The organism is Brevibacillus ruminantium (genome assembly GCF_023746555.1).
GTDB classification, from domain to species: Bacteria; Bacillota; Bacilli; order Brevibacillales; family Brevibacillaceae; genus Brevibacillus; species Brevibacillus ruminantium.
Genome location: NZ_CP098755.1, coordinates 4,887,734 through 4,914,356, shown reverse-complemented (window position 1 = coordinate 4,914,356; position 26,623 = coordinate 4,887,734). Strand labels below are relative to the sequence as shown.

Annotated in this window: 38 protein-coding genes; 34 read left to right on the top strand and 4 right to left on the bottom strand. The window is 46.3% G+C overall.

What is annotated here, in order from left to right; translation table 11 throughout:
- Window positions 1–24: 24 nt before the first annotated feature.
- From NDK47_RS24125 to NDK47_RS23985, 29 genes are all read left to right on the top strand, one after another.
- Window positions 25–1,563 carry a phage portal protein gene (locus NDK47_RS24125; RefSeq protein ID WP_251872278.1) on the top strand — a complete coding sequence of 513 codons (1,539 nt, stop codon included), beginning with the start codon at window positions 25–27 and terminating at the stop codon, window positions 1,561–1,563.
- Entirely contained in the window at window positions 1,529–2,269 is a 741-nt protein-coding gene (locus tag NDK47_RS24120; RefSeq protein WP_251872277.1) for a phage head morphogenesis protein, read from the top strand. Before NDK47_RS24125 ends, NDK47_RS24120 begins: the two co-directional genes overlap by 35 nt.
- A gap of 556 nt (window positions 2,270–2,825) precedes the next feature.
- A complete protein-coding gene (locus tag NDK47_RS24115) occupies window positions 2,826–4,076 on the top strand; it encodes a DUF2213 domain-containing protein (RefSeq protein WP_251872276.1) in 1,251 nt (416 codons plus the stop codon).
- Window positions 4,077–4,101: 25 nt separating this feature from the next.
- Window positions 4,102–4,617, top strand: a complete 516-nt coding sequence (locus NDK47_RS24110; protein ID WP_251872275.1) for a structural cement protein Gp24 — start codon at window positions 4,102–4,104, stop codon at window positions 4,615–4,617.
- 18 nt (window positions 4,618–4,635) lie between these two features.
- Entirely contained in the window at window positions 4,636–5,649 is a 1,014-nt protein-coding gene (locus tag NDK47_RS24105) for a DUF2184 domain-containing protein (protein WP_251872274.1), read from the top strand.
- 12 nt (window positions 5,650–5,661) lie between these two features.
- Window positions 5,662–5,967, top strand: a complete 306-nt coding sequence (locus NDK47_RS24100) for a hypothetical protein (RefSeq protein WP_251872273.1) — start codon at window positions 5,662–5,664, stop codon at window positions 5,965–5,967.
- Window positions 5,968–5,982: 15 nt separating this feature from the next.
- Window positions 5,983–6,483: a DUF4054 domain-containing protein gene (locus tag NDK47_RS24095; RefSeq protein ID WP_251872272.1), complete on the top strand. Its 501-nt coding sequence runs from the start codon at window positions 5,983–5,985 to the stop codon at window positions 6,481–6,483.
- 14 nt (window positions 6,484–6,497) lie between these two features.
- Window positions 6,498–7,112, top strand: coding sequence for a hypothetical protein (locus tag NDK47_RS24090; protein ID WP_251872271.1), 615 nt, complete (start codon window positions 6,498–6,500; stop codon window positions 7,110–7,112).
- Between the two features lie 13 nt (window positions 7,113–7,125).
- Window positions 7,126–7,479, top strand: coding sequence for a hypothetical protein (locus NDK47_RS24085; RefSeq protein WP_251872270.1), 354 nt, complete (start codon window positions 7,126–7,128; stop codon window positions 7,477–7,479).
- The gene (locus NDK47_RS24080) at window positions 7,480–8,016 is read left to right on the top strand and encodes a phage neck terminator protein (protein WP_251872269.1); all 537 of its coding nucleotides are present in this window, start codon (window positions 7,480–7,482) and stop codon (window positions 8,014–8,016) included. It abuts the gene before it with no gap.
- 18 nt (window positions 8,017–8,034) lie between these two features.
- A complete protein-coding gene (locus NDK47_RS24075; RefSeq protein WP_251872268.1) occupies window positions 8,035–9,135 on the top strand; it encodes a DUF3383 family protein in 1,101 nt (366 codons plus the stop codon).
- A gap of 17 nt (window positions 9,136–9,152) precedes the next feature.
- Entirely contained in the window at window positions 9,153–9,590 is a 438-nt protein-coding gene (locus tag NDK47_RS24070; RefSeq protein WP_251872267.1) for a tail tube family protein, read from the top strand.
- Between the two features lie 53 nt (window positions 9,591–9,643).
- Window positions 9,644–10,111 carry a phage tail assembly chaperone gene (locus NDK47_RS24065; RefSeq protein WP_251872266.1) on the top strand — a complete coding sequence of 156 codons (468 nt, stop codon included), beginning with the start codon at window positions 9,644–9,646 and terminating at the stop codon, window positions 10,109–10,111.
- A 5-nt stretch (window positions 10,112–10,116) separates the two neighbouring features.
- Complete coding sequence (locus NDK47_RS24060; protein WP_251872265.1) at window positions 10,117–10,293, top strand: hypothetical protein; 177 nt, start codon at window positions 10,117–10,119, stop codon at window positions 10,291–10,293.
- Window positions 10,293–12,170 (top strand): phage tail tape measure protein, encoded by a 1,878-nt coding sequence (locus NDK47_RS24055; RefSeq protein ID WP_251872264.1) that lies wholly within the window; start codon window positions 10,293–10,295, stop codon window positions 12,168–12,170. Before NDK47_RS24060 ends, NDK47_RS24055 begins: the two co-directional genes overlap by 1 nt.
- A 16-nt stretch (window positions 12,171–12,186) precedes the next feature.
- The gene (locus NDK47_RS24050) at window positions 12,187–12,759 is read left to right on the top strand and encodes a phage baseplate protein (protein ID WP_251872263.1); all 573 of its coding nucleotides are present in this window, start codon (window positions 12,187–12,189) and stop codon (window positions 12,757–12,759) included.
- An 8-nt stretch (window positions 12,760–12,767) separates the two neighbouring features.
- Window positions 12,768–13,106, top strand: coding sequence for a phage baseplate plug family protein (locus tag NDK47_RS24045; RefSeq protein ID WP_251872262.1), 339 nt, complete (start codon window positions 12,768–12,770; stop codon window positions 13,104–13,106).
- Between the two features lie 101 nt (window positions 13,107–13,207).
- Window positions 13,208–13,879 (top strand): hypothetical protein, encoded by a 672-nt coding sequence (locus tag NDK47_RS24040; protein ID WP_251872261.1) that lies wholly within the window; start codon window positions 13,208–13,210, stop codon window positions 13,877–13,879.
- A 77-nt stretch (window positions 13,880–13,956) separates the two neighbouring features.
- The gene (locus NDK47_RS24035; protein WP_251872260.1) at window positions 13,957–15,420 is read left to right on the top strand and encodes a phage protein; all 1,464 of its coding nucleotides are present in this window, start codon (window positions 13,957–13,959) and stop codon (window positions 15,418–15,420) included.
- 18 nt (window positions 15,421–15,438) lie between these two features.
- The gene (locus NDK47_RS24030) at window positions 15,439–16,038 is read left to right on the top strand and encodes a Gp138 family membrane-puncturing spike protein (RefSeq protein WP_251872259.1); all 600 of its coding nucleotides are present in this window, start codon (window positions 15,439–15,441) and stop codon (window positions 16,036–16,038) included.
- A complete protein-coding gene (locus NDK47_RS24025) occupies window positions 16,035–16,394 on the top strand; it encodes a contractile injection system sheath initiator (protein ID WP_251872258.1) in 360 nt (119 codons plus the stop codon). Before NDK47_RS24030 ends, NDK47_RS24025 begins: the two co-directional genes overlap by 4 nt.
- A 1-nt stretch (window position 16,395) precedes the next feature.
- A complete protein-coding gene (locus NDK47_RS24020) occupies window positions 16,396–17,577 on the top strand; it encodes a baseplate J/gp47 family protein (protein WP_251872257.1) in 1,182 nt (393 codons plus the stop codon).
- Window positions 17,578–17,581: 4 nt separating this feature from the next.
- On the top strand, window positions 17,582–18,241 hold the full coding sequence (locus NDK47_RS24015) for a baseplate wedge 1 family protein (protein WP_251872256.1): 660 nt from the start codon (window positions 17,582–17,584) through the stop codon (window positions 18,239–18,241).
- Window positions 18,242–18,255: 14 nt separating this feature from the next.
- Window positions 18,256–19,197, top strand: a complete 942-nt coding sequence (locus NDK47_RS24010) for a hypothetical protein (protein WP_251872255.1) — start codon at window positions 18,256–18,258, stop codon at window positions 19,195–19,197.
- A gap of 16 nt (window positions 19,198–19,213) precedes the next feature.
- Complete coding sequence (locus NDK47_RS24005; RefSeq protein ID WP_251872254.1) at window positions 19,214–20,203, top strand: PQQ-binding-like beta-propeller repeat protein; 990 nt, start codon at window positions 19,214–19,216, stop codon at window positions 20,201–20,203.
- A 15-nt stretch (window positions 20,204–20,218) separates the two neighbouring features.
- A complete protein-coding gene (locus NDK47_RS24000) occupies window positions 20,219–20,542 on the top strand; it encodes a hypothetical protein (protein WP_251872253.1) in 324 nt (107 codons plus the stop codon).
- 82 nt (window positions 20,543–20,624) lie between these two features.
- Window positions 20,625–20,759, top strand: coding sequence for a CD1375 family protein (locus tag NDK47_RS23995; protein ID WP_251872252.1), 135 nt, complete (start codon window positions 20,625–20,627; stop codon window positions 20,757–20,759).
- Between the two features lie 90 nt (window positions 20,760–20,849).
- Window positions 20,850–21,245, top strand: coding sequence for a phage holin family protein (locus tag NDK47_RS23990; protein ID WP_251872251.1), 396 nt, complete (start codon window positions 20,850–20,852; stop codon window positions 21,243–21,245).
- Window positions 21,242–21,877 carry a M23 family metallopeptidase gene (locus NDK47_RS23985; protein ID WP_251872250.1) on the top strand — a complete coding sequence of 212 codons (636 nt, stop codon included), beginning with the start codon at window positions 21,242–21,244 and terminating at the stop codon, window positions 21,875–21,877. Before NDK47_RS23990 ends, NDK47_RS23985 begins: the two co-directional genes overlap by 4 nt.
- 52 nt (window positions 21,878–21,929) lie before the next feature.
- Here the strand turns inward: NDK47_RS23985 and NDK47_RS23980 are convergent, their stop codons facing one another.
- The 4 genes from NDK47_RS23980 to NDK47_RS23970 all read right to left on the bottom strand — a co-directional run bounded on the left by NDK47_RS23980 (window position 21,930) and on the right by NDK47_RS23970 (window position 23,668).
- Complete coding sequence (locus NDK47_RS23980; protein WP_251872249.1) at window positions 21,930–22,193, bottom strand: hypothetical protein; 264 nt, start codon at window positions 22,191–22,193, stop codon at window positions 21,930–21,932.
- Window positions 22,194–22,303: 110 nt separating this feature from the next.
- The gene (locus tag NDK47_RS27895) at window positions 22,304–22,567 is read right to left on the bottom strand and encodes a DUF3653 domain-containing protein (RefSeq protein WP_407653464.1); all 264 of its coding nucleotides are present in this window, start codon (window positions 22,565–22,567) and stop codon (window positions 22,304–22,306) included.
- On the bottom strand, window positions 22,548–23,222 hold the full coding sequence (locus NDK47_RS23975) for a hypothetical protein (RefSeq protein WP_251872248.1): 675 nt from the start codon (window positions 23,220–23,222) through the stop codon (window positions 22,548–22,550). The genes NDK47_RS27895 and NDK47_RS23975 overlap by 20 nt, the downstream gene beginning before the upstream one ends.
- 98 nt (window positions 23,223–23,320) lie before the next feature.
- Window positions 23,321–23,668 carry a hypothetical protein gene (locus NDK47_RS23970; protein ID WP_251872247.1) on the bottom strand — a complete coding sequence of 116 codons (348 nt, stop codon included), beginning with the start codon at window positions 23,666–23,668 and terminating at the stop codon, window positions 23,321–23,323.
- Between the two features lie 310 nt (window positions 23,669–23,978).
- Between NDK47_RS23970 and NDK47_RS23965 the strand changes: the two genes are divergently transcribed.
- The 5 genes from NDK47_RS23965 (at window position 23,979) to NDK47_RS23945 (ending at window position 26,562) form a co-directional block, all read left to right on the top strand.
- Window positions 23,979–24,161: a hypothetical protein gene (locus NDK47_RS23965; RefSeq protein ID WP_251872246.1), complete on the top strand. Its 183-nt coding sequence runs from the start codon at window positions 23,979–23,981 to the stop codon at window positions 24,159–24,161.
- A gap of 15 nt (window positions 24,162–24,176) precedes the next feature.
- Entirely contained in the window at window positions 24,177–25,067 is an 891-nt protein-coding gene (locus NDK47_RS23960; RefSeq protein WP_251872245.1) for an SDH family Clp fold serine proteinase, read from the top strand.
- A 113-nt stretch (window positions 25,068–25,180) separates the two neighbouring features.
- Complete coding sequence (locus NDK47_RS23955; RefSeq protein WP_251872244.1) at window positions 25,181–25,516, top strand: YolD-like family protein; 336 nt, start codon at window positions 25,181–25,183, stop codon at window positions 25,514–25,516.
- 157 nt (window positions 25,517–25,673) lie between these two features.
- Window positions 25,674–26,135 (top strand): Panacea domain-containing protein, encoded by a 462-nt coding sequence (locus NDK47_RS23950; RefSeq protein WP_251872243.1) that lies wholly within the window; start codon window positions 25,674–25,676, stop codon window positions 26,133–26,135.
- Entirely contained in the window at window positions 26,128–26,562 is a 435-nt protein-coding gene (locus tag NDK47_RS23945; protein ID WP_251872242.1) for an MAG6450 family protein, read from the top strand. The genes NDK47_RS23950 and NDK47_RS23945 overlap by 8 nt, the downstream gene beginning before the upstream one ends.
- Window positions 26,563–26,623: the final 61 nt, after the last annotated feature.

The window sequence follows — 26,623 nt, the reverse complement described above, 5'->3', positions numbered from 1 at the left end:
CGCCTTGAAGGGAGGGATAAACAATTGAGCAGACGCAAAAGAAACGCCGTAAAAGACGCTAGGATGCCTCCTAAGAGTCCGGTGCCTAAGACACCTAAAGGATTGACCACAGACGCTTTTCAAAACGTTCTGGCGAGGTTGGGGGCAGGCACACCGAACCTGATGGAAGGCACCAACTACAATTTGACCAGGCTGACGCAAAACTATCAGCTTATGAATACCTTGTACCGCGAGCATTGGATCGTCAGAAAGATCATCGACACTATCCCGGAAGACATGACCCGCAACTGGATAACCATAACGACACAGCTTCCTCCTGACGAAATCCGAAAGCTGGACAAGGTATGGCGCGTCAGAAGGATTCGACAAAAGATCCTCCAAGGGTTGAAATGGGGCCGGTTATACGGCGGCGCAGCTGGTCTTATCATGATCGAAGGGCACGAAGACATCCTACATGAGCCTTTAGACTACGACACAATCATGCCGGGTTCTCTGAAGGGTTTGATGATCGTAGATCGATGGTCAGGCATCTATCCCAATCCCGAGCTTGTCGAGGACCTAGACGACCCTGAATTCGGCTTGCCACAGTCGTACCAACTGACATTAGAAGATGGGCAGGTCGCAAACGTTCACCACAGCCGAATTATTCGATTCATGGGCCGTGAGCTTCCTTATTGGGAGAAGCTTGCAGAGGTGTATTGGGGCGCGTCTGAGGTTGAAGTGGTCTTTGATGAACTGAAGAAACGCGACAATACGAGCTGGAATATAGCCCAGCTTATTTTTCTTGCCAACTTGCGCGTTCTCAAAATGAGCGATTTTGGCGAGCTATTAGCTGTCGGGGATGAACGCTCTCAAAAGGATTTGTACAACACTTTAACAATGCAAAACTGGCTGATGTCTAACATGGGAATGTATATCCTCAACAAAGAGGACGACTTCGCAACACACCAGTATTCATTCGCCGGTCTTAATGATATTTACGAAAGTTTCATGCTCGATATTGCTGGGGCATGCCAGATTCCGGTTACAAAGCTGTTTGGACGCTCTCCAGCCGGTCTAAACGCAACTGGAGAGAATGACATGCAGAACTATTACGAGATCGTTCAGCAGGGGCAAGAGTCCATCCTTGGACCAATCCTTGATAAACTGCTACCGATCATGTGTATGAGCGAATTTGGAGCAATCCCGGATGACCTGGATTATGCCTTTAATCCGATCCGGACGCCAGATGACAAGGAAGTGGCTGAACTAGCCGACAAGAAAACAAAATCAATCATCGAGACGTACAACGCCGGACTCATCAGCCAAAAGATTGCCATGAAAGAGCTGAAGCAAATGTCCGAAACAGTCGGCATGTTTAGCAACATCACAGATAACGACATCGAGCAGGCTGACGATACTTTCCATCAGGGAGAGCTTGGGTTTGGTGGTGATTTAGACTATGGCGGATTTATGGGCACCGAAACGCCGGATCGAGCAGGCATACCGCAGAGCGATTCAAACAGCTTTGAGAAGTTTAGGCGAATCCTTGGACGGTTTGGAAGACGCCTCGGAAATTCTTAGTCGAATCAGGGATTATGCCTACAACTCGGATTTCGTGGCATATGCCGAAGCGCAAGCCATGAAAATGGTTACTCACCTGTTTAGTGATGCGGGAAGAACATGGAGGCAAGCAGCAAAACATAACAGCAGGGGGCGACTCATCTACCAGGCTTTGCAAAAAGAAATGCGCGGGCCGATTGGCGCGTCTGTCCGGCAGCAAGTAGAGCGTAATGCTGCTGTCATCAAATCTCTACCTCTCGATGTGGCAAAGCAGGTTAACAAGCATGTTATGCGTGAGGTCATGAAGGGAACCAGGTCAAGTGAGATTGCCGAACAAATCAAGGCATACTTTCCTGAGGCGTCAAAAGCGAAGGCGAACCTGATCGCCCGTACCGAAGTGAGTAAGACGTCTACGGCTCTCACACAGGCCCGCAGCGAGTTTGTTGGGGCTGATTGGTACGTCTGGCGCACAAGCGAGGATTCAAGGGTGCGTAGCTCGCACAAGATCATGGATGGCGTACTAGTGAAATGGAATGCTCCCCCGTCTCCTGAAAAACTTGATGGGCAGAATCGCACATTCGGCAACTACAACGCAGGTGAAATCTTTAACTGCAGATGCTATCCCGAGCCTGTGATTGATCTGAACCTGGTAAGATGGCCCGCGAAGATTTACTACAACGGAAGTATTCAGCGTATGACGAGGAAGCAATTTGAAAGGATTATGTAGGAGGTTGGACCCTCATGAGCGATTCGACAGAATGGGATAAATTCGAAGAACAAGTGAAATCCTTGCTTTCGATGTGTCGAGCAATGAATGATGCGCATCCCGGATATCCTGGACGATGCATTGGAGCATGCGTCGCGGGAATAAACGAGATTGATGTCGTGGTTAAAAGGAGAAAACAATTCGAAAAATCATGTGAGGTGAATTCGAATTGAAATTTAAACCCGGTGACGAAGTAGCAATTGTGGAAGACCCTTTGAATTTAGGGTTGCCATTGGAACATCACGCGATAGTAATGAGGGTGGATTTAAACGCTTTAGAATTGCGTAGGTACCTTATCTGCGTGCCTTTGAAAAGAGAGGAGTATTGGGTTTCGGAAAGATGCATCGAATTGGCGACAGAAGTTAACGCGCGGTGTGCTGAGGAAGCTCTACGAAACCATTTGGTCGATCTCTCTTTGGATAAACGGGACAAAGTTCTGTTCGATCAGGTAACCAGAACACACAAACAGTGAACACAGGAGCCAAGAGAAGGCTTCTTTTTTATTGCCTGAGAGGGGGTGAGAACAATTAGAAGAGCATATTACGGTTCGCGTTTCAGCAAGAATATGACGGCCACACCAGAAGGATTTTTGATCTGTCACAACGTTCCAATCGCTCGCGCCGGTTGGTATGAGTACCTCGGTGAGGAAATCGGAGCCGATGATCAGCGAGGGAAAATTGTAAAAGTGTATCGCAGTCCTGAGGATGTGTTCAGTCCTGCTGCCATTGCCAGCTTTGAGGGGAAGATCCTGACCGACGAACATCCCGTGGAGGCGGTTACGCCCGGTAATGCAACCAGATACTCCAAAGGGGTTGTGCAAAACGTTCGGCAGGGGTCCGGGGAAAACAGTGACCTGCTGCTGGCCGACTTGGTGGTTCATGACGAGACGTTAATCAATGAGATCCAGGACGGAAAACGAGAAGTTTCATGCGGATACGAATGCACCTACGAACCCATGAATGACGGTACGTATCAACAAAAGGATATTCGCGGCAATCACGTTGCCGTAGTGAAAAGTGGCAGGGCGGGTGACCGCGTTGCAATAAGAGATTCCAAGGAGGAAAGAAGCATGAAGAAAAAAATTACATTGCCGCGTAAAGCGCAATCTCGTGTCACTGACCTATTGGCCGCAATCGGCCTGAAGCAATTTGCTCAGGATGCTGAGCCGGAAGAAATCAAAGATGCAGTCGATGCCCTAACTGAAGAAAAAATTTCACAAGATGAAGACGAAGAAAAGCACGAGCAAAAGGATGAAAACCCCGCTATTCAAGCTCTGGCAGCACAGGTACAAGAGCTTAAAGAAATGTTTGCTCAACTTGCGAAAAAAGAGCAAGAGGACGAAAAACCGGAAGACGCTATCGACCAATTGATCAGCGAACTGGAGAAAAAAGACATCGCGGAAGATGAAGAGGAAGAAGCTCACACAATTCCAGTTGAATCCATGATGGACGAAGAGGGTCCTGTTGCCCCTGCTGAAGAGCGTCCACAGAGCGCTTTGGACAATGCATACAAAATCGCGGCATTGAAAGAAATCAAGCCGATTATCGCGGCTATCCCTGATCCGAAACAACGAAAGCAGGCGACGGATGCAGCTATTGCAGCGATTAGAAAAGGAACGGGTAAGAATACCTATGCTGCCATTCAACGAGGCCAACGCACGGTAGCAAACGACAAGAAGAATGCCGCTGATAGCAAACAACAAGACCTTTCCCAACTTGGTAAAGAATGGGCTAAAAAGTTCAATCCTCACTACAAAGATCGCGCCTAATTGCGCACAGAAAGGATGATGAAACATGCCAGGAAAAGTAATCGGTAAATCTCTGAATCTGGGTTATCCCGGGAATATCTCTCGTAGTGCTGATGCCATAATCGACAATCGGGTTGTAAAGCCTACGGATACAGATAACATCAAGTTCGGGGACCCTGTTGTTCTCAATGACGACAACACCTATTCCAAATTTGGAGCAGACGGCACAGCCGCTACATTCGGAGGTATCGCAGTTCGTGAGGTAAAACAATCGACGGACTATTTCTCTGCTCAAGGCTTCTATGCTCCAGGTCAACCTTGTGACGTCGCAACTCGCGGCAGCTTGACAGTTGTCTGCAATGTCGGTACTCCAAAGGCCGGTGGATCTGTTTATGTTCGTATCGCCACAAACGCTGGCATCCCTGACGGCGTGATTGGCGGCTTTGAAGCAGCAGCAGACGGTGCAAACACAGTTGAAATTCCGAATCTGAAATGGACAACCGGAAGACTGGATGCGAACAAAGTGGCAGAAGTCACTATTCTGACTCGGGTGAATCCGTAATAAAGGGGGAAACACAAAATGAATTTGGCAGCCAATCAATCTCAACGAGTGTTTGAAGTGCCAGGGCTTGGCAGCGGAAGAATGATGAATGACTCTGCTATTGGTAATGGTATGGCATTTTTGAATGCTGAATTGGAAAAACGTGATCCTCGCTTGCATGAACCGTTGCAAAGCGTAACATGGACACGCGATATCGTAGCAAAAACTGGGGGCGGATGGGTGGAATATTCGTCCAACTACTTTGTAGATTACGCCACTACCGGCGGCAATGAAGGTGGCATTATTGGTGGCGAAACCAATAACATTCCAATCATGCAGGCCAATCTGAACAAGGATGTATGGAAGGTCTTCACATGGTCTAACATCCTGAAAGTGCCTTTCGTTGACCAAGCCAAACTCCAAAATATCGGGCGTAGTTTGGATGATATCCTGGATAAAGGCATTCGTTTGAATTACAACAAGTCAATTGACAACTTGGTCTATAACGGACTCCCAGTGATGGATGTGTATGGCCTTGTAAACAACCCTGATATCGTTACATCGGCGGCACCAAATGGCGCTTCTGGGTCCTCTACATGGCAATCGAAAACGCCAGATGAGATCTTAGATGACGTAAACTCTTTGATTACTGAAACTTGGGCCGCCTCAGAATACGACTTAACAGGTATGGCAAACCATATTCTGCTTCCACCGGTTCAATATACTTATCTTGTTAATCGCAAAGTAAGTGACGCCGGAAATATTTCTATTTTGAAATACCTTGAGGAAAACAACATCGCTCGCAACCAAGGCATTGACCTGGTTATTGCTCCTTCTCGCTGGTGCACGGCAGCGGGAACCGGTGGCAAAGATCGCATGGTTGCCTATGTGAACGAAGAAGATCGCATCAACTTCGATCTGCCAGTTCCTCTGAGCCGCGTAATGACTCAGCCACAAGTTACTGAAATGTCTTATATGACCGCATATGCTGCTCAATTGGGCCAAGTCAAAGTGCTGTACGATACTTGCATCCGCTATATGGATGGAATTTAAGGGGGAACTGACATGCGTATCTTTTCCAAAAAAGCGTTCAAATTCGATCATCCGGCGGGCCAAGAGCCTGCCGTGATTGTTAAATCCCATAGTTTTGCGGATGTGCCGGACTGGGTTACTGAATCGGCTATGTTCAAACTTGCAAGCAGCGTAGGGGAAGTGTCGGTATTCGAAACCAAGCAGGATGAAAAAGCTGCTGAGGCAGAAGCAACAGAAGGGCGCGGCAGCCGCGGCAAAAAGAAAGAAAACGAAGGTGGCAAGACCGATGTCAAAGAGAGCCCCCAGGAAACTGCAGAAACCGAAAGCGAAATCCAATAGGACTGGGGCGATCCTATGTCTATCGCAAACAACATAAATACGAGTGTTTCGGATATCATCGGGATTGCTTCCAACATTAGGACCGGGAGCAATCCACCTTTTACGTTTGAGGATTTTATTGCTGTATACCCTCAATTCGGCCCAGACGACACGGGGAAGACTGTAATCGCTCAGCCGATCGTGCAAATGTATATTGACCTGGCAAATGCCTGCATCTTGCAGGCTCGGTGGCATTCCTACTGGAAAGTCGCTATGGGCTGGTTCGTGGCCCATTTCTGCACGCTGTATCTCCAAGGCACTGCCGATCCAAACAGCGGCGCCGCTGGAGTCCTCAAGGCTGGACAAACTCGCGGACTGGCAACCTCAAAATCAGTCGGTGACGTATCGGTAAGCATTGATTACTCCCTGATTGCGCAGGACTTGGACGGATGGGCCGCTTGGAAGCTAACGATCTACGGCCAGCAGCTGGCGACGATTGGCCGGCTGGTCGGAAAAGGCGGCATGTATGTTTACTGAGGGGGTGACTACCCTTGTTCAGCGCTATCGCCAAAGTTACAACAGGCATTGATAAAACGGACGAAATCAAAAAGATTCTCGACAGATTGGCAAAAAAACAGGTCTATGTGGGTATCCCCGAAGGTGGGGAACGGCCAGAAGAAAAGGGCCAGCCCATTGACAATGCTCAGTTGCTGTATGTCCAAACACATGGTGTTCGTAAGTCAGCGATGAGAAAAGAGATGAACCCCAAAGTTGAGAGTGGCGAAATGACGTACAGCCAAGCCTATCAGTTATGGCTTCAAACGCACGGATCGCCACTATGGCATACTCCACCCCGACCGGTGATTGAGCCCGCGCTTGAACACAACAAAGAGGCGCTTGCGAAACAATTGAGAAAGGTATCTGAGGTTGCCTTGGATGGTGGGGATCCAGAGCCGGAGTTGCACAAAGCAGGATTAATGGGGCAAAACTTCGCTCGTGACTGGTTTACGAATCCAGAAAATGGATGGCCCCCTAACTCTCCCATCACGATCAATGGAAGTAAGCCAGATGAAGATGGGAACCAGTTTATCAAGGGGAAAGGCAGCAACAAGCCGCTCATTAATACTGGCGAACTCCGCAAAGCTATCACGTATGTCGTGAAGTAGGGAGGATGATTATGTGATCGATGTTAGCGAAGTGATTACCGATCCCGATTTTGCCCAGACATATGTGGTTTACCGTCAATCTGGTGAGTGGGTGAGGGGAGATTGGGAGGCGTCTGCGGAGAAACAAATCAGAGTGACAGGGGTCATAACCGTCGCTGATGCCAAAACGCTGGAGCAACTACCTGAAGGGGATCGAGTTACCGGACTGATGTGTTTTTATGCCACTCAGGAATTGTTCCAAACCCGCGAAGAAGGTACTTCCGATCAAATCGAGTGGCGCGGGGAAAGGTACCGTGTGAAGCAAGTCTTTCCGTATGGTGACTATGGTTACTGGAAAGCAGTTGCCCAGAGGATGGAGGGTGATTAGATGGCAGATTCAGCGCTGCAGATGTCTGAGATAGAAGATATTTTTTGGGAATGTACTGTAAAGAATCTTGGCCTTGACCCAGCGGCTAAAGCAACACAAAAACGAATACGCATCGGATACCCGGCAGAAGGCGCTCCAGCTTGGAAGCGAACTGAGAATGTCGGGTTTATTCTTGTCTCCTTTGAAAACGACCCATACGCACAGCCGGTTGAGATCAGCTACAACAGGGACAACGAAACGGTAGCGGATCGGATAGCCAGCTATACCCGGTTCATTCAAGTTTCATGGACTTTCTATGGCCCCAGTAGCTACGACGATGCTGACAAAGTGAGGGCGGGATTGTTTTTGAATCCTTTGCTATTCGCGCCGATGTATCTTGTCACAGACGCCCCTACTCCGTACCGGCTACCGGAGCTTTTCGAGGGGCAATGGTGGGAAAGGAGCACATTGGTGGCTCGTTTCAATGAGAAAGTAACCCGATCCACCAAAGTCAACTACATCGAATCGGCCGAAGTACAGGTCATCCCAAATAGATAATAAAGGCAGGTGTTTTTCTTGGCACAATCTCTTGATGAAATTGTCAAGGTTAATGTCATAGTGTCACCCATGGCACAAAGTGCTGGGACATTCGACATTGGTCTAATCGTTGGGAAATCGAAAGTGATCCCGGATTCAGAACGTGTAAGAATTTATTCAAGTCTCACCGACATGAAGGCGGGGGGCTGGAAAGAATCTGACCCCGAATATGCAGCAGCCACACTTTACTACAGCCAGACTCCTACGCCTTCAAAAATTGTAATTGGTAGATGGGATGAAGGAGAGACGTCCTCGGAAGCAGTTGCAGCTTGTCGTGCTGCTAATGGCGATTGGTACGCCTGCTATGTGACAAACGCTACGAAAGACGATATCGAGGTGACTGCTGCGGCAGTTGAAGCGATGGAACCAGCGTCTGTGTTCTTCTATACAACAAGCGACGAGGACGTGAAAACAGGCGCTACTGGTAACATCATGGAAACGTTGAAAAACAAGGGGTACAAACGGAGCTTTGGTCAATACAGCACGACTCCGCACGCTGCTGCAGCCGCGATGGGATATGCGATGGGGGCTAACACCGGGGGTGCAAATTCGGCGTATACCATGGCTTATAAAACCTTGGTTGGTGTCGCACCTGAGCCTCTTTCAACAACCGAAGTACAAAAAATCCTCGAACTCAATGGCAATGTTTACACAAATTATGGATCCAAGTTCAAACTGCTTGTACAAGGGAAGGTAGCGAGCGGAGTGCATTTCGACGAGGTGCTGAACCTTGACATGCTCCAAGCAGAGATCCAGATCGGCGCAGTCAATGCCCTCGTTATGGCGCAGAAAATCCCGCAAGCAGAGGATGGTTTGTCCTTACTGATGAGTGCAATTGCGGAACAGTGTCAGAAATCTGTTACACGGGGCGCGATTGCTCCGGGCGTGTGGAAAGGTCCTCCAATTTTAACGTTGCAAAGAGGAGATACGTTGTCCAAAGGATACCTTGTCCTCGCAGGAAGAATTGAGGACCAGACACAAGAGGAACGAGATGCCCGACTTGCACCGCCCATTTACGTACCAGTGAAAATGGCTGGCGCAATCGAACATGTCGTTATTAACGTAACGGTAAATCGCTAGGGAAGGAGGAGTCATGGATGTCTCATACAACGTATAGCTTTGCGGATGTATCAATGGTCATTTCTCACCCAGCAGTAGGGCAGTATGTAGCAACCGGAGCAGGCCTAGGTAGCATTTCTGTATCGATGACAACCGATCGTACCACACATGATGTTTCGGCAGACGGGTCTGTCATGGTATCAAAAGTTCTAGGACGAAACGGCAGTCTTACAATCTCTGCTCAGCAGACGTCTGATCTCAACAAGTGGCTTTTAAAGCTATACAACTACCTGGAACAAGCGCCAACCTCAGAGTGGGCAGGGATAAACGTTAATGTTCGCTCTTCCACTATGCAGGACCTTATCCGAGCAACGGGAGCAGCTATCCAAAAACTTCCGGACAGACCGTACCAGGCACAGGGCCAACAAGTGTCTTGGGTGCTGATGGCAGCAGATATCGACCAAGCCGTAGCCTAATACAAGCTGAATGAGCCAATGGGGCTCTATTTTTATTTTGGAGGGAAAAATTCATGCAACCACGTTTTAAAGATGTCGAAGTGAATGGGCGAAAGTTTCGGATCAAGAAATTTTCGGCCCGGGTAGGTTCATTCATGGTGGTGAAACTGACTGCAATCTTGGCTCCAATGATTGCGGCGCTAAAGCCCAATCTCAAAGCCATATCAACAGAGGATGTCGATTTGGAAGATATCGACGTCACTGAGATTGCAGGGATTGTGGGGCATCTTGGCAACATCCCCGAGAAGGACTTTGCCTATATTCAAGACCAGGCGCTTCGAGTTTGCTATGAACTATTGCCCGCCGGCCCGGCGCAGGTGCTAGACGATAACGGTTCGTTTGGTGTGTCTGACTTAGAGGACGATACTGTGACAATCATGACTCTTACTGCTCATGCTTTGGGGTTTAATCTGACAAGTTTTTTTCAAGGCAGCGGACTCGGTGGCCTGGTGGGGGGCTTGATTTCATCCCGGCAAGATTAGAAAACGTGGATGAATTTCTTTTCGCACCTGTCCTTGGAGGGCTTTGGACTCACAGCGAGGTGGTTCGTGATGTATTTGACATCGATGACTTGCTGGATGCCCATGAGATCCTTGAGGTGAGAGAAGAAAACAGGAGAAGGGCAGAAGAGGCTGCCAGACTGCGGGAAAGGGGGATGATGTGATGATCGACGTTATCAAAGAATATTTGGTCTCGCTCGGCATGCAGGTGGACAAGAAGTCTTTTAACGACGCCCAGCAGACCATCCAGAAGGTAGAAAAAGGGGTAAAGGACTTTGCCGGATCAACGATCAAAGGGTTTGCTCTTGCGGGCACCGCGATTGTTTCAGCGCTGGCGTCTGCTAACGTCGGTCTTTACGCCTTCCTTGGCCGTCTGGCAACCGCTGACCTGGAAAACGAAAAGTTTGCCCGCAGCATGGGCATCTCGAAAAACGCTGCCGAAGAACTGACCAATACGCTCAAAGTGATGGGCGCCACAATAGAAGACCTCTACCTCAGCCCGGAGCTTATGCAGGACTTTCATCGGCTTCGTGCGTCCATAAAGGACATGCGCCCGCCGACCGACTTCAAAGAGCAGATGAAATTTGTCCGCTCCGTACAGTTTGAATTCCAGCAGCTCCGCCTGAGCGCAACATACTCGCTCCAGTGGATCGGTTATCACTTGTTCAAATACATGGAAGGTCCGCTAACTCGGGTAAAGACCACTTTGCAAGGGATCAACAAGCATGTTGTAAAAGACATGCCGAATTGGACCAAGAAGGTAGCTCAGGCAATGAGCTGGATTGGTCGCCTTGGCGCAACCCTGGTAAAGGCCGGGGCTGATGGTTACAGGATTTTTTCCGAGCTTGGAGAGCGTATACCGCGTTCGATCAAACTTATTGGTGCTGCTTTACTCGGGCTCGCTTTCATCCTCAAAACAGGACCGTTCGGGTTAATAACCGCTGTCTTAACCGGCATACTGCTGCTGCTTGATGACTTTTACACGTACATGGAGGGCGGCGAGAGTGCGCTTGAGCCAATGTGGAAAAAGCTTAAGGGCTTTTATGACCTCCTAAAAGATACTGGTGTCATAAAGCGATTCGCTGATGACTTTGAGCGCGGCATGCGAAAAGCTGAAGCCTGGTTCAAGAACTCATGGGATTGGCTTGTCCGGCTGTACCAAAAATTTGAGGATAACGGCTCTCTGGAAAACTTCAAAGAAGGTGTCCAATCGAATTTCAGTGTTGCCAAGCAAGTAGTACAGGATTTTGGCGGTTGGGTTTCGGATGTTTTCGACCGCCTAAATGAGGAAGGGGTTCTGTCTGGGCTGGAAGCATCGTTTGTCAGCTTGGGCAAAGAAATCTCCGAGGATTACAAGGCAGTATCCAAATTGATTGACAAACTTTATGAAACGGAAGAGACAAAGCAAGTCTTTCAGATTATTGGCGACTACCTTGAAGGATATTTGTTGTTCGCGCTTGAGTCTATTAACGACACCATACAAACTGTGATTTTCTCGTTGAAATCACTACGGGCTTTACTCACGGGCGATGAAGCGTTGCAGGAAGAGGCAAATCGGGAGTTTTTTGGAGAGGCTTATGATGACCAGAAACCTTCAGGCGGCATGAAAAATATGTCCAAAGATGATTTGCGACGGGTACGGGAAGGGAGTGCCCCAACCTCACCAGGTCCACAAGATACAAGGCTGGAAAACAGCGTGAACAGCTTGCCCCGGAACTTGGAGCCGTCGTTCAAAAAGGCGCTGAATGAGTCGGAGTTAGTAAAAGGAATTCGTGGGTTTAATCAGGACCTTAACAGTGGTTTCAAACTCCTGGCGGCAGCAATCAACCCTGACGTTCTCCAATATTACCAGACGATGGCTTCCGGAGGGTATCCAGGCAGCTATATGTATTCATCTAATGCGACTTCAAACCAGACATTTATCAGCAATGACAATAGACCGGTTTACCATATCACCAGTAATGATCCGAAAGGTGTTGCAAGGGAAGTGGAGCAAACTTGGTCAGGGATTAACATTCGTAATATGCGTCCACTTTTTTAGGTAGGAGGTAATGTTGATGGCCGGAAATCCAATATTGGACCTTAACTCACAGCCAATTGCATCCCTCGTATATCTCAAGACGAATGTGGGCGGATATTTCTTCGACGCGTACCTACGTTCCACTCATGCCAGCCGATTAAATATTACAGAACATCCTGTGCAGACCGGGGCAGCACTGACAGACCACGCATTCCTGCAACCGAAAGAGTTGACGATGGAAATCGGCATGTCAGATACAGCTGCTAGTCTTATCCCCGGTCAGTTTACGGGAGGCTGGAGCCGATCTGTGCAGGCTTTTAAGGTACTTCAGGAGCTACAAGCATTACGGGTACCCCTCCAGGTCCATACGAGGCTTGGACTATACCAAAACATGCTGATCGAAGAGATCAACGCCCCTGACGATTACACAACCCTGTACGGCTTACGCTGCACAGTAACTCTACGTGAAATTATGGTAGCACAGGTTAGAACCGTAAAGATCAGCAGCAAACCGGCGGTAACGGATCAGATTAATCGAGGAAAGCAAGAGCCCAAAAGTGTAGATGTGAGTACTTTAGAACAAATTCGTAGGAAAGTGTCAGGAGGTTAGGGTGAAGTATGGCGAATACAATATTACCTATTACCCCTAGGATGAACCAAGAATTTACATGTACGCTTCCTGTGGATTCACGGAATATCACTTTGGACTTTTCTCTGACATATAATTCACCAGCTGGTTATTGGTTTATGTCGATAAAAGATCACGAAACAGGGGCATTGTTAATTGACTCCCTCCCTTTGCTGCCTGGAGAGTATCCTGCGGCTAATATGTTAAGTCAGTTTAGCTACCTTGGCATAGGTAGTGCAGTGCTAATTTCTGTTTCAGGTGACGATTCGATGCCCACATTTGAATCACTCGGACGTGAACATTTGATTGCCTGGGGAGATAATCCCTGACTCGAAATAACAAAGATTCTTATGTTCGCCAAATTTCGACAAAAAATATATTTCACCTGTGGTATTATGACTCTGGCAATTAAAAACTTGGTGGTGAGATTATGAGGTGTAAATGGGTCGTTTCTTATTTGACGTTTCTTACTGTTGTTATGATGTTTGTAGGGGCAGTAAGTGCGGCATCACCTGTAGCAACCAGTCCTGTCTCCAATTATCAAAATCAAGTGCAAATACCCGATAACATAAAAACTCTCGATGAATTAGTGAAGTATTTGCGGTCCAAAGGTATCATTAAAACAGACAATGACATCTTAGATTACATGAAAAGTAACAAGCAAGTAATTCTTAAATTGAGTCCAAATCTTATTGATTATGGATTCACATATAGGTTGTATGCAGAAACTAATACACCTACTAGAAGCGACGGTCTAGTTAAAGTCACTCACGATTATGGAGTTAAAGAAGTTAAAATTTGGGTTGTTCCATTTTCTATCACGAACAATAGTGACCAAACATTAGAAATCAGCAAAGAAAATTTTGCGTTGGTTCCTAAAAGCATTCCTGAAGGAAAAGAATTGGAAGTGCTAGCTATTGAACCTGAATACATTATGGACAGCGCAAAAGGGAATGTACTTGGAAATTTCAAACTCCCACCAAATAACGAAGTTCGACTAAACGCGGTATTTTATGTATTCCCAACTACTTCAGAGCAAAATGTAAATTTAAGGGTATACGACGGTAAAGATCACACTGACGTGGGAATCGCAAAACAATGATAAACTGTATAGGCTTGGTGAAGGCGCTCCTTTTAGGGGCGCTTTTCTTTTCGCCTGTTCCGAATGGAGGGGTTGATGTGTCGGACATTAAAAGCCTTGCAATATATGAGGCGCAAATGCAGGGAGTAGATGTAAATATTGTTTTGGCTACCATTGAAGCGGAAACAAATTTTACTAATAAAACAGGTGACCAAGGAAAATCTCTTGGCCCTGGTCAAGTGCAACCTCGCTGGCACAACGATGATTTCATTTGGGCAGCAAATCGGTTTCGGCTTAATTGGCCATCCACATTACAAGAGCAGACGAAACTTGTTCTTAACAATGATCAATTCGCAACTGCTGTAGCTGTACGAGTAATCGGCAAGACATGGCGTGCATCTAAACAAAACTTCCGGGAGTTCTCTTTGATATATGTCGGAAAAAAAATTCCGGACTGGGATTATCAACGCCGTTTAAAGATATATCAAAAGTATGCAGGGGGAGGTGCGGGAGCTTCGGCTGCACCCTATCCCTCTGTCAGAGACTCAACAGGTGGGGGTGGCGGCGGAAGCCAATCGTCCGGGTTAATCAGTGACATAGAACTACCCTCAACCAATTACGGGGTAGTTGCCAACAGTCAGAGGAATGGAAACGTTTTGTATGGGCGCCGATATCGTGTCTTTGTGGCAAATTCAAAAGGAACAGCTTTAGATGTATCCGACTTGCGATGTACATTTGATATTCGCAAAACACTGATACCGCAGCCGAATTTTTCGACAGTAACCGTCTACAACCTCAATACCGAAACAGAAAATCAAGTCATAAACGAAGGAGATTCCATCATTGTTGAGGCAGGCTATGAGGGAGAGCAGTACGGACTGATTTTCCGTGGGGATGTAGTACAGCCCATTCGCGGAAAAGATGACGGTGTAACGTACAAACTAACGATAAATTCACTGGATGGCGACAGATTCATGAATTCGGGATTTGTCGCCTTTTCCGTGTCCAAAGGCCAAACTGCTCGTACTCAAATCGGGGAAGTAGCTTCTCGAGCCCGAATCCCATCACAACTTGGGACTATATCGAACAACCTGCAGGCCGCGCAACTTACACGCGGAAAAGTTTTTTTTGGCGCGGCAAAAGACTATTTACGTCAACTTGCTCAGTCAAATGCAGCAACATTTTATTTGGAAGACGGGAAAGTAAACGTTATCACCGCCAAAGATTACCCTCCGAACGAGATCGTCGATTTAGCGCCAGAATCCGGGTTGATCGAGACGCCGATGCAGACAGATTTTGGAGTAAATTTCAAATGTCTCCTTAACCCACGTCTAAAAATCAACTCACTCGTTCGAATTAATAACAGTTTGATCCAGGCACAGACATTTCAGTTCGGACAAGTTCCGCGTGGGTTGGATGCATCCGGTATTTACCTGATCGTTGGCATGCGGCATATCGGTGATACTCGTGGAGACAACTGGTATACAGAATGTGAGTGCGTGTCACAAGCTGGAGGAATTATTCCGGGCTTAATGGTTTCTACAACCGTGAATCCTTGGTAGCGTGAATGGAGGGATAATGTGGGCGTCTCTATATACGAACGCATCAACAACAACGACACTGAACTATTCAATATCGTTGCCGACAAGATTTTCAATACTCTCCGGGTGAGTGTTCCGGGAATCATTAAAAAATTTGATCCAGAGACACAGACGGCAGAGGTACAGATAGCGCTGCGTGAGCATGTAAGGCAGGAGAATATGGACTATAAGTGGATGGAAATTGATCCTCTTTTGGATGTCCCTGTCGTCTTCCCGCGGGGAGGCGGCTATGTACTCACTTTCCCAATTAAAGAGGGCGATGAGTGCCTGATCGTATTCTCTGACATGTGCATTGACGCTTGGTTTTCCTTGGGAGATATTCAAAACCAAATCGAAAAGCGCCGGCATGATCTGTCCGACGCCATCGCGATTCCAGGTCTGTGGTCGCAGCCGAAAAAGCTGAAAGACTACTCTACCAAGCACGTCGAGCTGCGTAGTGAGGACAGGAATGAATTCATTCGCATCAAACCAGGCGCAATTGATCTTGTAGCGCCTGCGGTACGGGTTAACGGTGTAAACATGACAACCCGCGAGAGATATGACGAATGGATCCATGGGGGAGGGAAGGTGGACACATGAGGTACAGAGAGATGGTCGGCGGTGACTACAGCATGGGCAGGCCGTTTTTGACCAAAGCTGCTGCCGTAGGGCAAGCGATCTACACGCGCCTTAAATTGCTCATGGAAGAGTGGTGGGAGCAGTTGGACGATGGTTTACCTCTCTTCCAAAACATCTTGAGTACAATGGGCCATCCTGACAACCTGAAGCAAGTTGATCTTTTGGTACAAGCTAGGATCATCGAAACACCGCATGTATCCCAAATTACAGACTTCCGCAGCTCCTATGATAACCGGACCTACTCATTTCAATGTAATGTGGAGACCGACTTTGACGAAACAATTCCCATAACAATGAATTTTGGAAGGTGGGAATAGAATGGCTTATTTCGCACCTTATATCGATGAAACCGGATATCATATGCCCAGTTACAATGACATCCGGGACGAGTTAATCAGCAAAGCAAAGCAGATATTTGGACAAGACATCTACCTGGGCAACGATAGCCAAGACTACCAGTTTATCTCGGCCTTTGCCAGTATGCTCTATGACTCCTATCTCACCTGTCAGGCTGTCTACAACAGCCGGGGGCCCGCAACAGCAATTGGTACCGGTCTGGATGTAGTCGTCGGTGTAAACGGGATCAAGCGGCTGCAGGACACGTACTCCAAAGCTCCTGTCTGGCTAACCGGCACCCCCGGGACACTCATCCAAAATGGGATTGTCTCTGATAAAGCCGGAAACAACTGGTCTTTGCCAGCATCCGTCACAATTGGAGTCGATGGGACGTACGAAACAACGGCAACCTGCCAGGTGCCGGGACCGATTCAAGCGGAAGCCGGCACGATTACCGGCATTGTCACCCCGACGTTGGGCTGGACAAGCGTAACAAATCATGAACCAGCACTGGCTGGCAGAAACACAGAACAAGATCCTCAGCTCCGTGCCCGTCAAGCGATCAGTACAGCCAATCCAAGCCGTACGGTGTTGGAGGGAATCAAAGGAGCAATCGCAGCAGTCAGTGGCGTTACAAGGCACGAGGTATACGAAAATGATACGGGTGAGGTAAATGAACTGGGACACCCGCCCCACTCGATCACAGCCGTTGTGGAGGGCGGAGATGATCAGGAAATAGCCGAGACAATCGCGAAGCACAAAACGCCGGGCTGCTACACAAACGGGACCACAACAAGGGACGTCACCGATATCTACGGCGAGCCTACTCCAATTCGGTTTTTCCGTCCGGCCTATGTGGATATTTCCGCTGTCGTGCAGGTTAAGCGATTGAGTGGATTTACGACTCAAACAGCCGATGATATCGCCAGCTACGTTGCTGATTATATTAACAGCCTTGCGTTCGGGAACACGAGTTTGGTCATATCAAGCCTATGGGGTGCCGCGCTGCAAGCAAACCGGGTTCTGACGAGTCCCTCTTTTTCAATTGTCGGACTAACAGCAGCAAGACAAGGTGAAAAGCAATCAACCGCAGATATACCCCTTGCATTTGACGAGGCGGCGCGTGGCTCTAAAGAAAACGTCACCGTGAATGTTGTGGGGTGAGTAGATGATACAACAATATCTCGATTTGATCACTTCCCAGCACTGTAATAAAGACAAATTCATGAGTTGGCTTACTGTAGTCCTAGAAAGAGGGGACGCAGCGGTAACGGTCGTCAGCAGAATACCCGAAGCTTTTGATGTCAACAAAGCGGTCGGGGTACAACTTGATACAGTGGGCGATTTAGTAGGCAGGTCAAGGTACCTGCCTTTTCAATTGGCTGACGGGTCATCCCCGGTGCTGGACGATGACAATTACCGTATCGCTCTCAAGGCAAAAATCGCGCAGAACCAATGGGATGGGACTATACCTCAGATTTATAAACTGTGGGATGATCTCTTCCCGAGCGCAAGGTTGAGGCTGTTCGATAACCAAGACATGACGATGAAAGCCAAAATCCGGGGGGATCTGGGTCTACACAGCGTTTTGCTTGTCACACTGGGCTACATCATCCCTAAACCATCAGGTGTACGTATCAACATCGCCTGGGAATCGGAAATAGACCGAATGGATTATGTTGGAATGCTGGTGAGTGGCAGAGACACAATCACAATTGAATCTGAGATGCCGCAAGAGTGGTGGATGTCAGAGGCTAATAGAAAGGACTATCTCGGAGTTATTGTAAGTGGTTGCGACCGAATCACGATTTCTTCAGAGGCATTATAAGGAGGGGAAATGAATTGGCGATTTACCCTAAAATGACAATCACAGAGTTGGGGAAAAATCTTTATGCAAAAGCGCAGTCAGGCACCGCCATCACTTATACACGAATGCGAATTGGCTCCGGATCGTATAATGGCGACCCGGCAGTTCTGACAGATCTTGTTCAGCCGATTGACTGGGTCACTATCTTTGGAATTAGTCGTACTGGTAGTACAGCACATGTCAAGGGTCTCTTTGAAAACACAAATGTCAAACAGGCAGTTTATTCTTGCGAACTCGGAATATATGCCGAAGATCCTGATCTAGGAGAAATCTTGTATGGGTATACAAATGCGGGAACAAAAGGGGACAACATCCCACCGATTTCAGCAGGTCCATTTTCTCGTGAGTTTCAGGTCAATATTGCAGTCGGAAGTGCCAGTGAGGTAACGGCAGTTATTTCGCCAAGCGGTTTTGTAACTCATGAGGAGTTTGAAGATCATACCAAGAATTACTCCAATCCTCACAAGGTGACAGCGGATCAAGTTGGAGCTGCGGCTAAGAACCACACACACCCGAATGCCACGCAAACAACAGCGGGTTTTATGAGTCCTTCAGATTTTTCAAAGCTAGCAGGGATACAGAGTGGGGCAATTAATCAGACCACGGCTGATTCCTTGTATGCTAAAAAGTCTGGTGATACCTTTACAGGCGATGTCAAGATAGACGCCGGTTTAACTGTTCGACTACGATTTTCAAGGAGTGGCTTGGACTCAAACGGGAAATTTGTCACAGCAGAATGGCGCAGAAAAAAAGACAATACTCTCTTTTTAAAGTCTGTTCTGAGCAATCCGGATAGCAACGGCAATTACCGAACAGACACTTGGAGCATCTACAATGCTGCTGGGACATCCGTAGTAGAAACAGTAACGTGGACCATTGCTTATGATGCCGATGGCAATATTATCAGCGTGACTTAGAAAGGAGGGGATCACGATGAATGTAATGGATGTTCTTGCAGCGCATGGGCTGGCTGGAAAAAGTGTAGCATTGCCAAAAGACCTGAAAGAAAGCATAGAGACTATGTGGGAAGTAAACGGTCTCGATACGGGGAGCACAACTGTGTTCCCTGAGGTTGACGATGACAATTCCTTCTACATGACCTATAGCCAAAAATGGACAAAAAAATTTAGTCCTAATGATGGATCAGTTGTTTGGACAGTTCCGCTTAACTTCGTAGTAACATCTACATGTATTGGGCAAGATGGTTTTTATTATGTGTTTGGAGAAACAAAGTGCCTTAAAATCAACCGGACAACAGGGGCTCAAACAGAGATTGTATTTTCATTTTCTTATCCTTTCTCGATTGGTCAAGGTACAGTCGATAAGTCGGGTGATATCTATGTAGGAGGAACTTATAATTCAAAAGAGATCATAGCAAAACTATCTCCGACTGGGAGTATGGTTTGGAGACATGAAATAGGAACTGCATATTCTATCAGTTACTATGGGATCATTTTCTTTGAGTCTCATATATATTCGCACCAAGGTGGCGCTGTCTATAAACTTACATCAAATGGTAGCCTAGTTTGGGTAAATAGCAATATATCGCTCCGATCTGTAATTCCTGATCCCTTAGACGCAAAATGTCTACTCTCTGTTAGTTCTCCGATCGGTAGTAGTTTCGTGTATGTCATTAGAGTTGATGTTTCTGGGTCTTCCGATCCTGTTATAAAAAATAGACAAGAAATTCCGACTAGCGACGACTCTAGGGCAGGGAGGATGCCGCGTCTGCGGGTCATAAAAGATGCCGTATATGCTGCAGTTGGAAGTTATGGATTTAAGCTAAGACTTTCTGATTTGTATCTATTCGGCTTGTACCGCGATTCGACGGCCCCTTTGAAGGGTGTGCTTTCAGACTCAACTTTCTACTCACTCCCTGCTAAAGGGTTACGTCGAGTGAAATTTTCTTACAAAATACTTTAAGAAAGGGTGTTAAGAATGTATCTCGGATATAGAAAGGAAAGCGATACAAAAGCAAGAGTTGTTTTGATTCACGATTTTCCCTCAGAACTTCCTGAAGATTTGATTGCTGCTGGGGTACTTGTTGATTCTCTCCCAGAGCCTGAGCGAGTACCGGGAAAACGTGCTGATCTGTACATCAATCCGGAAACGAGCGAACTGTGGTACGAGTATGCAGATATTATCAATCCAGACCAGGAAAGAATTGATCGATTAGAAAAGGAAAATGCTGAATTAAAGAAATCAAACCTGGACGCCCAAGAGGCAATTTTAGAACTATACGAAATGATCACAGGAAAATAAGCCAGCATAGGAGGGAGCCGGAATGCTTCAGCGACTATGGATATGGCTTATTTTTTTGTTCTTGGAAGGAGGTGAACACACTATGGTAACTGTATGCGTAAGCCTGATTGTCAATGGCCGCCGCACCTTTGAACAAATCCCGTTGAACCTCCAAGACGCTGTTAAAGCTGACCTGGAGGCTATGGGTTTGGGCACAGACGGCAAGCCATTGGCGTAACGCTCCGTAGGAAGGGCGTTTTTTTCATGGGGAGCTGCTTATGTGGCTCCCTAATTTTTTGCCCCAAGAGGGAAGAGAGGAAGATATCTCATGGAAATGACTTATAAATGGGTAGTCGCATTTGGCGGGGCTGCGGTAACCTATCTATTTGGGGGATGGTCCCCGTTGCTGGGCATTTTGCTTGCTTTTAACATCATCGACTATGTAAGCGGAGTTATAGCCTCGGGTATGGAAGGGAAACTCAAAAGCAAGGTAGGTTTGATTGGGATCGCCCGAAAGGTGCTGATCTTTGCAATGGTTGGCATTGCTCATCTCGTCGACACTGCACTTGGGGACCAACACTTTTTACGGGACGCGACAATTTTTTTCTATCTGGCCAACGAACTGCTGTCCATCATTGAAAATGCAGGCCGGGCCGGTCTGATGGTCCCGGAGCCTATCAAACGTGCGGTGGAAGTGTTGAAAGGAAAGGGTGCTGCGAAATGATCGCTCTCATGCAGGAATATCGCGTGACCAGTCCTTACGGTCCACGGAGAAGCCCCATAACCGGAGGAAATGAATTCCACACCGGCATTGACCTTGTGAAGGCGCCAAACTCTGAAATCAAAGCATTTATTCCAGGCACGGTGATGCATGCCAAAATGGGGCAGACAGGAACGGGTGTGGGTGGATTCGGCATTACGGTAATTATCCAAGATAAATATAACCACCTGCAGTTGTATGCTCATCTTTCAGAGGCTTGCGTAACTGTGGGGCAAAAGGTAGCAGAAGGGCAAGTGATTGGGAAGCAAGGCAGCACTGGCAAATCAACAGGGCAGCATCTACATTTTGAGGTGAGAGAAAACGGAAAGAGTTTTGGGTATGGGAACCATATTCATCCGGTTAAATACGTAGATGACTACTACGAGAAGGAGAGAAAAACTGTGGATAATGTTAAACAATGTGTAGATAAAGATGCTGCGGAAAAAGTGATAGCGGTACTTGGCGCACTCTGGACGGCAAGCTCGGATAAGCAAGTACAGGCAGCAGCTCATTATGCAGCAAACGCACTGCGCGATGAGGTAGGTATACCACGAAACAATTCGCTCACGGACCAATACCCGAATCACTTCAATTGATGAAAATGCCCTCCACCGCTTATCCCGGAAGGAGGGCATTTTTTATTATGGCCTATACAATACGAGCAACATCTTTCCAATTCAGCGAGTCCAACTCAGGCTCATCGCCTTTGACAAACTCAAACATCCAGTAAACTGTAACTTCGTTGCCTTCGTTGTCTACAGCTGGGGCAGAGAACTCCGCGTCGTACTTGTCTCCCTCGCTCGCATCTGTGTAATTTTTGTAGCGTCCCTCCAACAACCGGTTCGTAAAATCAGCTTCGCCTGTGAGTTTGTACGTTTTGCCCTCAAAATTTACTGTTCCATAGTTTGACACCTTTCATCGCTCCTTTGGCTTGTTTTAACCGTCGTCCCTTGCTGTTATCTTTATTATACAATCACTACACGTAATTGTATAGGGGAACACAAGCGAACAAATTGTTAACTTTACTTATCGAAAAGATATCTGATTGTCTCAGCTCGCCACGTCTTGCCCTCATCAAAGGGCGGCAGAGTCCCTCGCCTGACTCTATCCGCAATTGCGCCACGTGTTACACCTAGGGCCTTTGCAAGATCAGCCTGTGAGTACACCTTTGGTTCGAGGTCTACGGGGAGATACCTGCGCCCGGATGGACTTATAAGAGTATCCTCAACGATTCGCCAACCATCCCATGTACCCGTTCCTGTCCACTTAATTTTTGCTGTTTCCATCATTGCTGCCCTCCAAATACGGTTTGTGATATTTTTCTTCCGCTGCAGCTCTCGCGGCAATAGCATCCTCTTTTTCGTCGAATATCCCTAAATAATGCCTCTTACCTTTGATGGTTATGTTCGCAACGTATTTAATGCTCCCATCCTTTTTTCGTTGAATAGACACGCCCTTTGCGCCGGTCGTACTGTTTTTCTGCAATTTTTGTTTAAGGAGTGGCACAAAAACTCCATCTACGGTATGGTGCTTTTCGTTATGCTCTTTTAAAGTGGATGTATGATCAGGGATAAGACATCCACATGACTTTTTATTTCCGCTTGTTAGATCTCTCGATGAAACTGGAACGATTTCGCCACACTCACACTCACACTCCCACATCACGCTTCTGTTGTGCCGCATGTTTCCATCAGTACCTATCACCCGGAGTCTTCCAAATTTGTGGTTTGTCAAATCTTTAAAACGTGACCTCGCTATCGCCTCTCGGTTTAGGCAACCGCATGATCGTGTGAGTCCGTCAAGCAGTTTGTATAGGTTTACGACTTTTTCGTTTCCGCAATCACACTTACACAATACCTGCCGGCGATTGTTTTTCTTATCGACCTCACGGATAACCTCTAGCCGATTGAAACGCTGACCTGGAATCAACTCGTGCTTCATGCAATACACCTCTCTTTAGGCTGCTGCTGCCGTTAATACCGTTGATTGTCAACCACCGACACTTGACCGCCAAACACTCGCCGGCATTTACCTATTTATCAGTGGACTTTAACGCCGTTGAGTTGTTTAGCGTCATTGACGATGGTGTAAAATACAGCGGTACTGATGCCTTTGCCTACTACCAGGTACCCATAAGCTTCACGGTAGTCAGATACATTCAGGTTTTCACGTTTGAAAAACACTTTTCCATTGCGCTCGCCGTACACATTAATGAGTTTTGTATCGTGGTTTGCTTCGACGATGACCTTTTCAGTTGCGGCAGTCATGGATTTGACCTCGTACCAAGCGAGACGAAGGGATTGAGCGAAAAATTCCTTAACTTTTCCACCGAATTTGTTCGCAGCGAGCTTTGCGATTTCCCATGCTCTCGTCATTACGTTTTTCATAATGGTTCGCCCCCTTGTCCTTGTTATGTCTTTATTTTATCAAACCTATACCATTGTGTATAGGGGAACAAACACGAACACACTGTAAATGTTTGGATGTATTTACCAAAGTACAAATCTCTTGGAGATGTCCAAAGAAGGATGTTTTTTATCTTTTTAGGGTATATTAAGGTGTTCAATACAGTAAAAGTTTGATTACAATTTTGCTTGGTGTATTGAGAGTTAATTCCAAGTATGGTATCGTTGAATGAAAAAATGACAGTAAGTGAAATCTGTGTTACATTATCCAATTCGCTGAGGTGATAAAATGTTGGATATGTTATTAAAGTCTATTGAAGAACAGAAGATCAAAACTGATGCAAATGGGAAATCGTTGGAGCAGAAATATGAAACATTTTTGACTGATTATTCTCGTTATCAAAAAAGCATCCAAGAGTCACCACAACAAAATCCCCATGAAAAATCCACTCAAAAGCAATATTACAAATTTTAGTTGAGGTGAAGTATCTTGTCTTCAACCGGTGAGTTTAATTTCCCTAAACAAACACCGTTATATTTTGCAGCCAATAGAAATCGTTACTATCGACAAGAATGGATCAAAGACATTGAAAAGTTAACTGGTCGTCGCATCATTGTTTACGTTTCTAATTTTCATCACAGTAACAGTTCTATTAGTAGAGACGATGTATTGCCTTTCAGTGAATTGATACATGATTTGGAAGACGATAGTGAAGTGGATTTCTTACTTCATACACCGGGCGGAGATCCAAATGCTGCTGAACAACTAGTAAACACACTGTTACCTAAGATAAAGCATCTTCGTGTCGTAGTACCGCTAACTGCCAAAAGTGCGGGCACTATGATTTCTTTATTTGCTGACGAAATTGTGATGGGAGACTCATCTGAACTAGGGCCAATTGATCCACAGGTACCAATTCGTAACATGCAAGGGATCATGACTTATCGTCCTGCAAAAGCGTTCTTAAAGGGACTCGAAGCTATTCAAGCTGAGGTAATTAAGAATAATGGCAACTTGAACCCTACGTACTTCCCAATATTGCAGAGTGTTGATGCAGCTTTCATTCAGTTTTGTAGACAGGCTGAAGATCATGCAAGGAACATTGCAGAACGTTGGTTATTGAGATCGATGTGTATAGGTGATGCTCAAAAAGCGAGAGACATCGCGGATCAGTTATTGGATATTGAAAAATACCCGAATCACGGATCTGTAATCAACTGGTCTGAAGCAGAATCATTAGGACTGAAAGTTCGTTATTATCAGATTAATGATACGGTTTGGGAAGCTTACTGGAGATTGATGTCTATTTACTTAACGGATATGCAAACTCAAGGGCTAGCGAAAGTGTTTGAAGGAAGTAAGAACTCAGTATCTGTATAGCAAAGAGAAATTATAATTTTTCTTTTGCCTCGTATTAACGAGGCATTTTTATTTGCATGTTCGCATGTTGTTCGCATATAATACAAACAAACGTTCGTGTATGAGGTGAGATAATGGGCAAGATGGACGATTTGTTTGCAATGCGATGGGTTTTGCCGGAACATGGCCAAGCGTTATCCGATTACTACTTTGAAAAAACACTGGTCGAAAAACCAGAACTGGAGGAGGACGAAAAGGCCGAGATCAACCGCATTCTTCAGGAATCTTTGCAACTGGACTACGCAATCACCATTATCTGGTGGCAACAGTTCAGAGAAGAGCTGGGCAATACCTGCAGCATGTGGGGAATTGTAAAATGGATTGATCAGCAGGGACGACGTATCAAGCTGATGAACGACGAGGAAATCCAGTGGATCCAGATGGATCAAATAGTGGATATACGGACATAATAGAACAAACCATAACATGATTACATGTAGAATTTTGTCGAATAACGCGCTTTTTGACTGATGTCATTTTCATAATCTGTGATAAAATGAACTCGAAACAGTACCAAGTATGTTTTAATGCCCTCTGTCATGAACTAAGCGGAAAGGGGGATAGTAATTGACTACAATAAACGATGTAGCGAACTATTTCTTAACAAAAGTCGATCGAGATTCTGGCGACAATATTACGCATCTAAAACTCCAAAAAATATGCTATTATGCTCAGGCATGGCATCTTGCAATTGAAGATGAACCTTTGTTTGAAGCTCATTTCGAAGCTTGGGCACATGGACCAGTTAATCCGGGTCTGTGGTACGAATATCGAGGTTATGGCTGGGATCCAATTCCTTATCCGGAGGATTTCGAGATAAAATCAATCCCGAAACCAATTCGTGAATTCCTGGACGAGATTTGGGATGTATATGGAAAGTACTCAGCGCGCTATTTGGAAAACCTTACTCACCAGGAAGACCCGTGGCTTGAGGCTAGAGGAGATCTTCCAGAAGGACGTTCTTGTAATACCCCAATTGATGAAAACACTATGAGGAACTATTATAAGGATATGATTGAGGATGAGTAAAAGAAGACCAAAAGTGAGGGCGGTTAGTAACAAGATTCGTGATAAACGCCTTTCCGAAAAGGCTGTAATTGCACCGGAGGACACTGGATCAACAGATCACATGCCTCCAGTGCTTTCATTTAAAGATGTTTGTCCAAATCATTTTCAGTTAGAAGAGTGGCAGGGGACTGAATTAAAACAACTGGTTGACACCTTAAAGAAGCTTGGGAATAGTACATGGCAAGATGCCTTAAAAATAAAAGGGCTCGGAATAAAAATATTAGACCCCAAAACCTTTTCCAAGGATTTGCCAGAGTATATATCCCCTGATGTATCAATTTATGAGTGTCGTGTTTCACAGCGGGCAAGGCTTTTCGGGTATCGAATAAGAAATGTATTTTACGTTATATGGTTTGACCGCAATCATGAGGTTTATCCTATGTCCTAATGTTCAAAAAAATGAAGGTAAAACTACACTTAACATACATAAATCCCCAAAACTCTACATA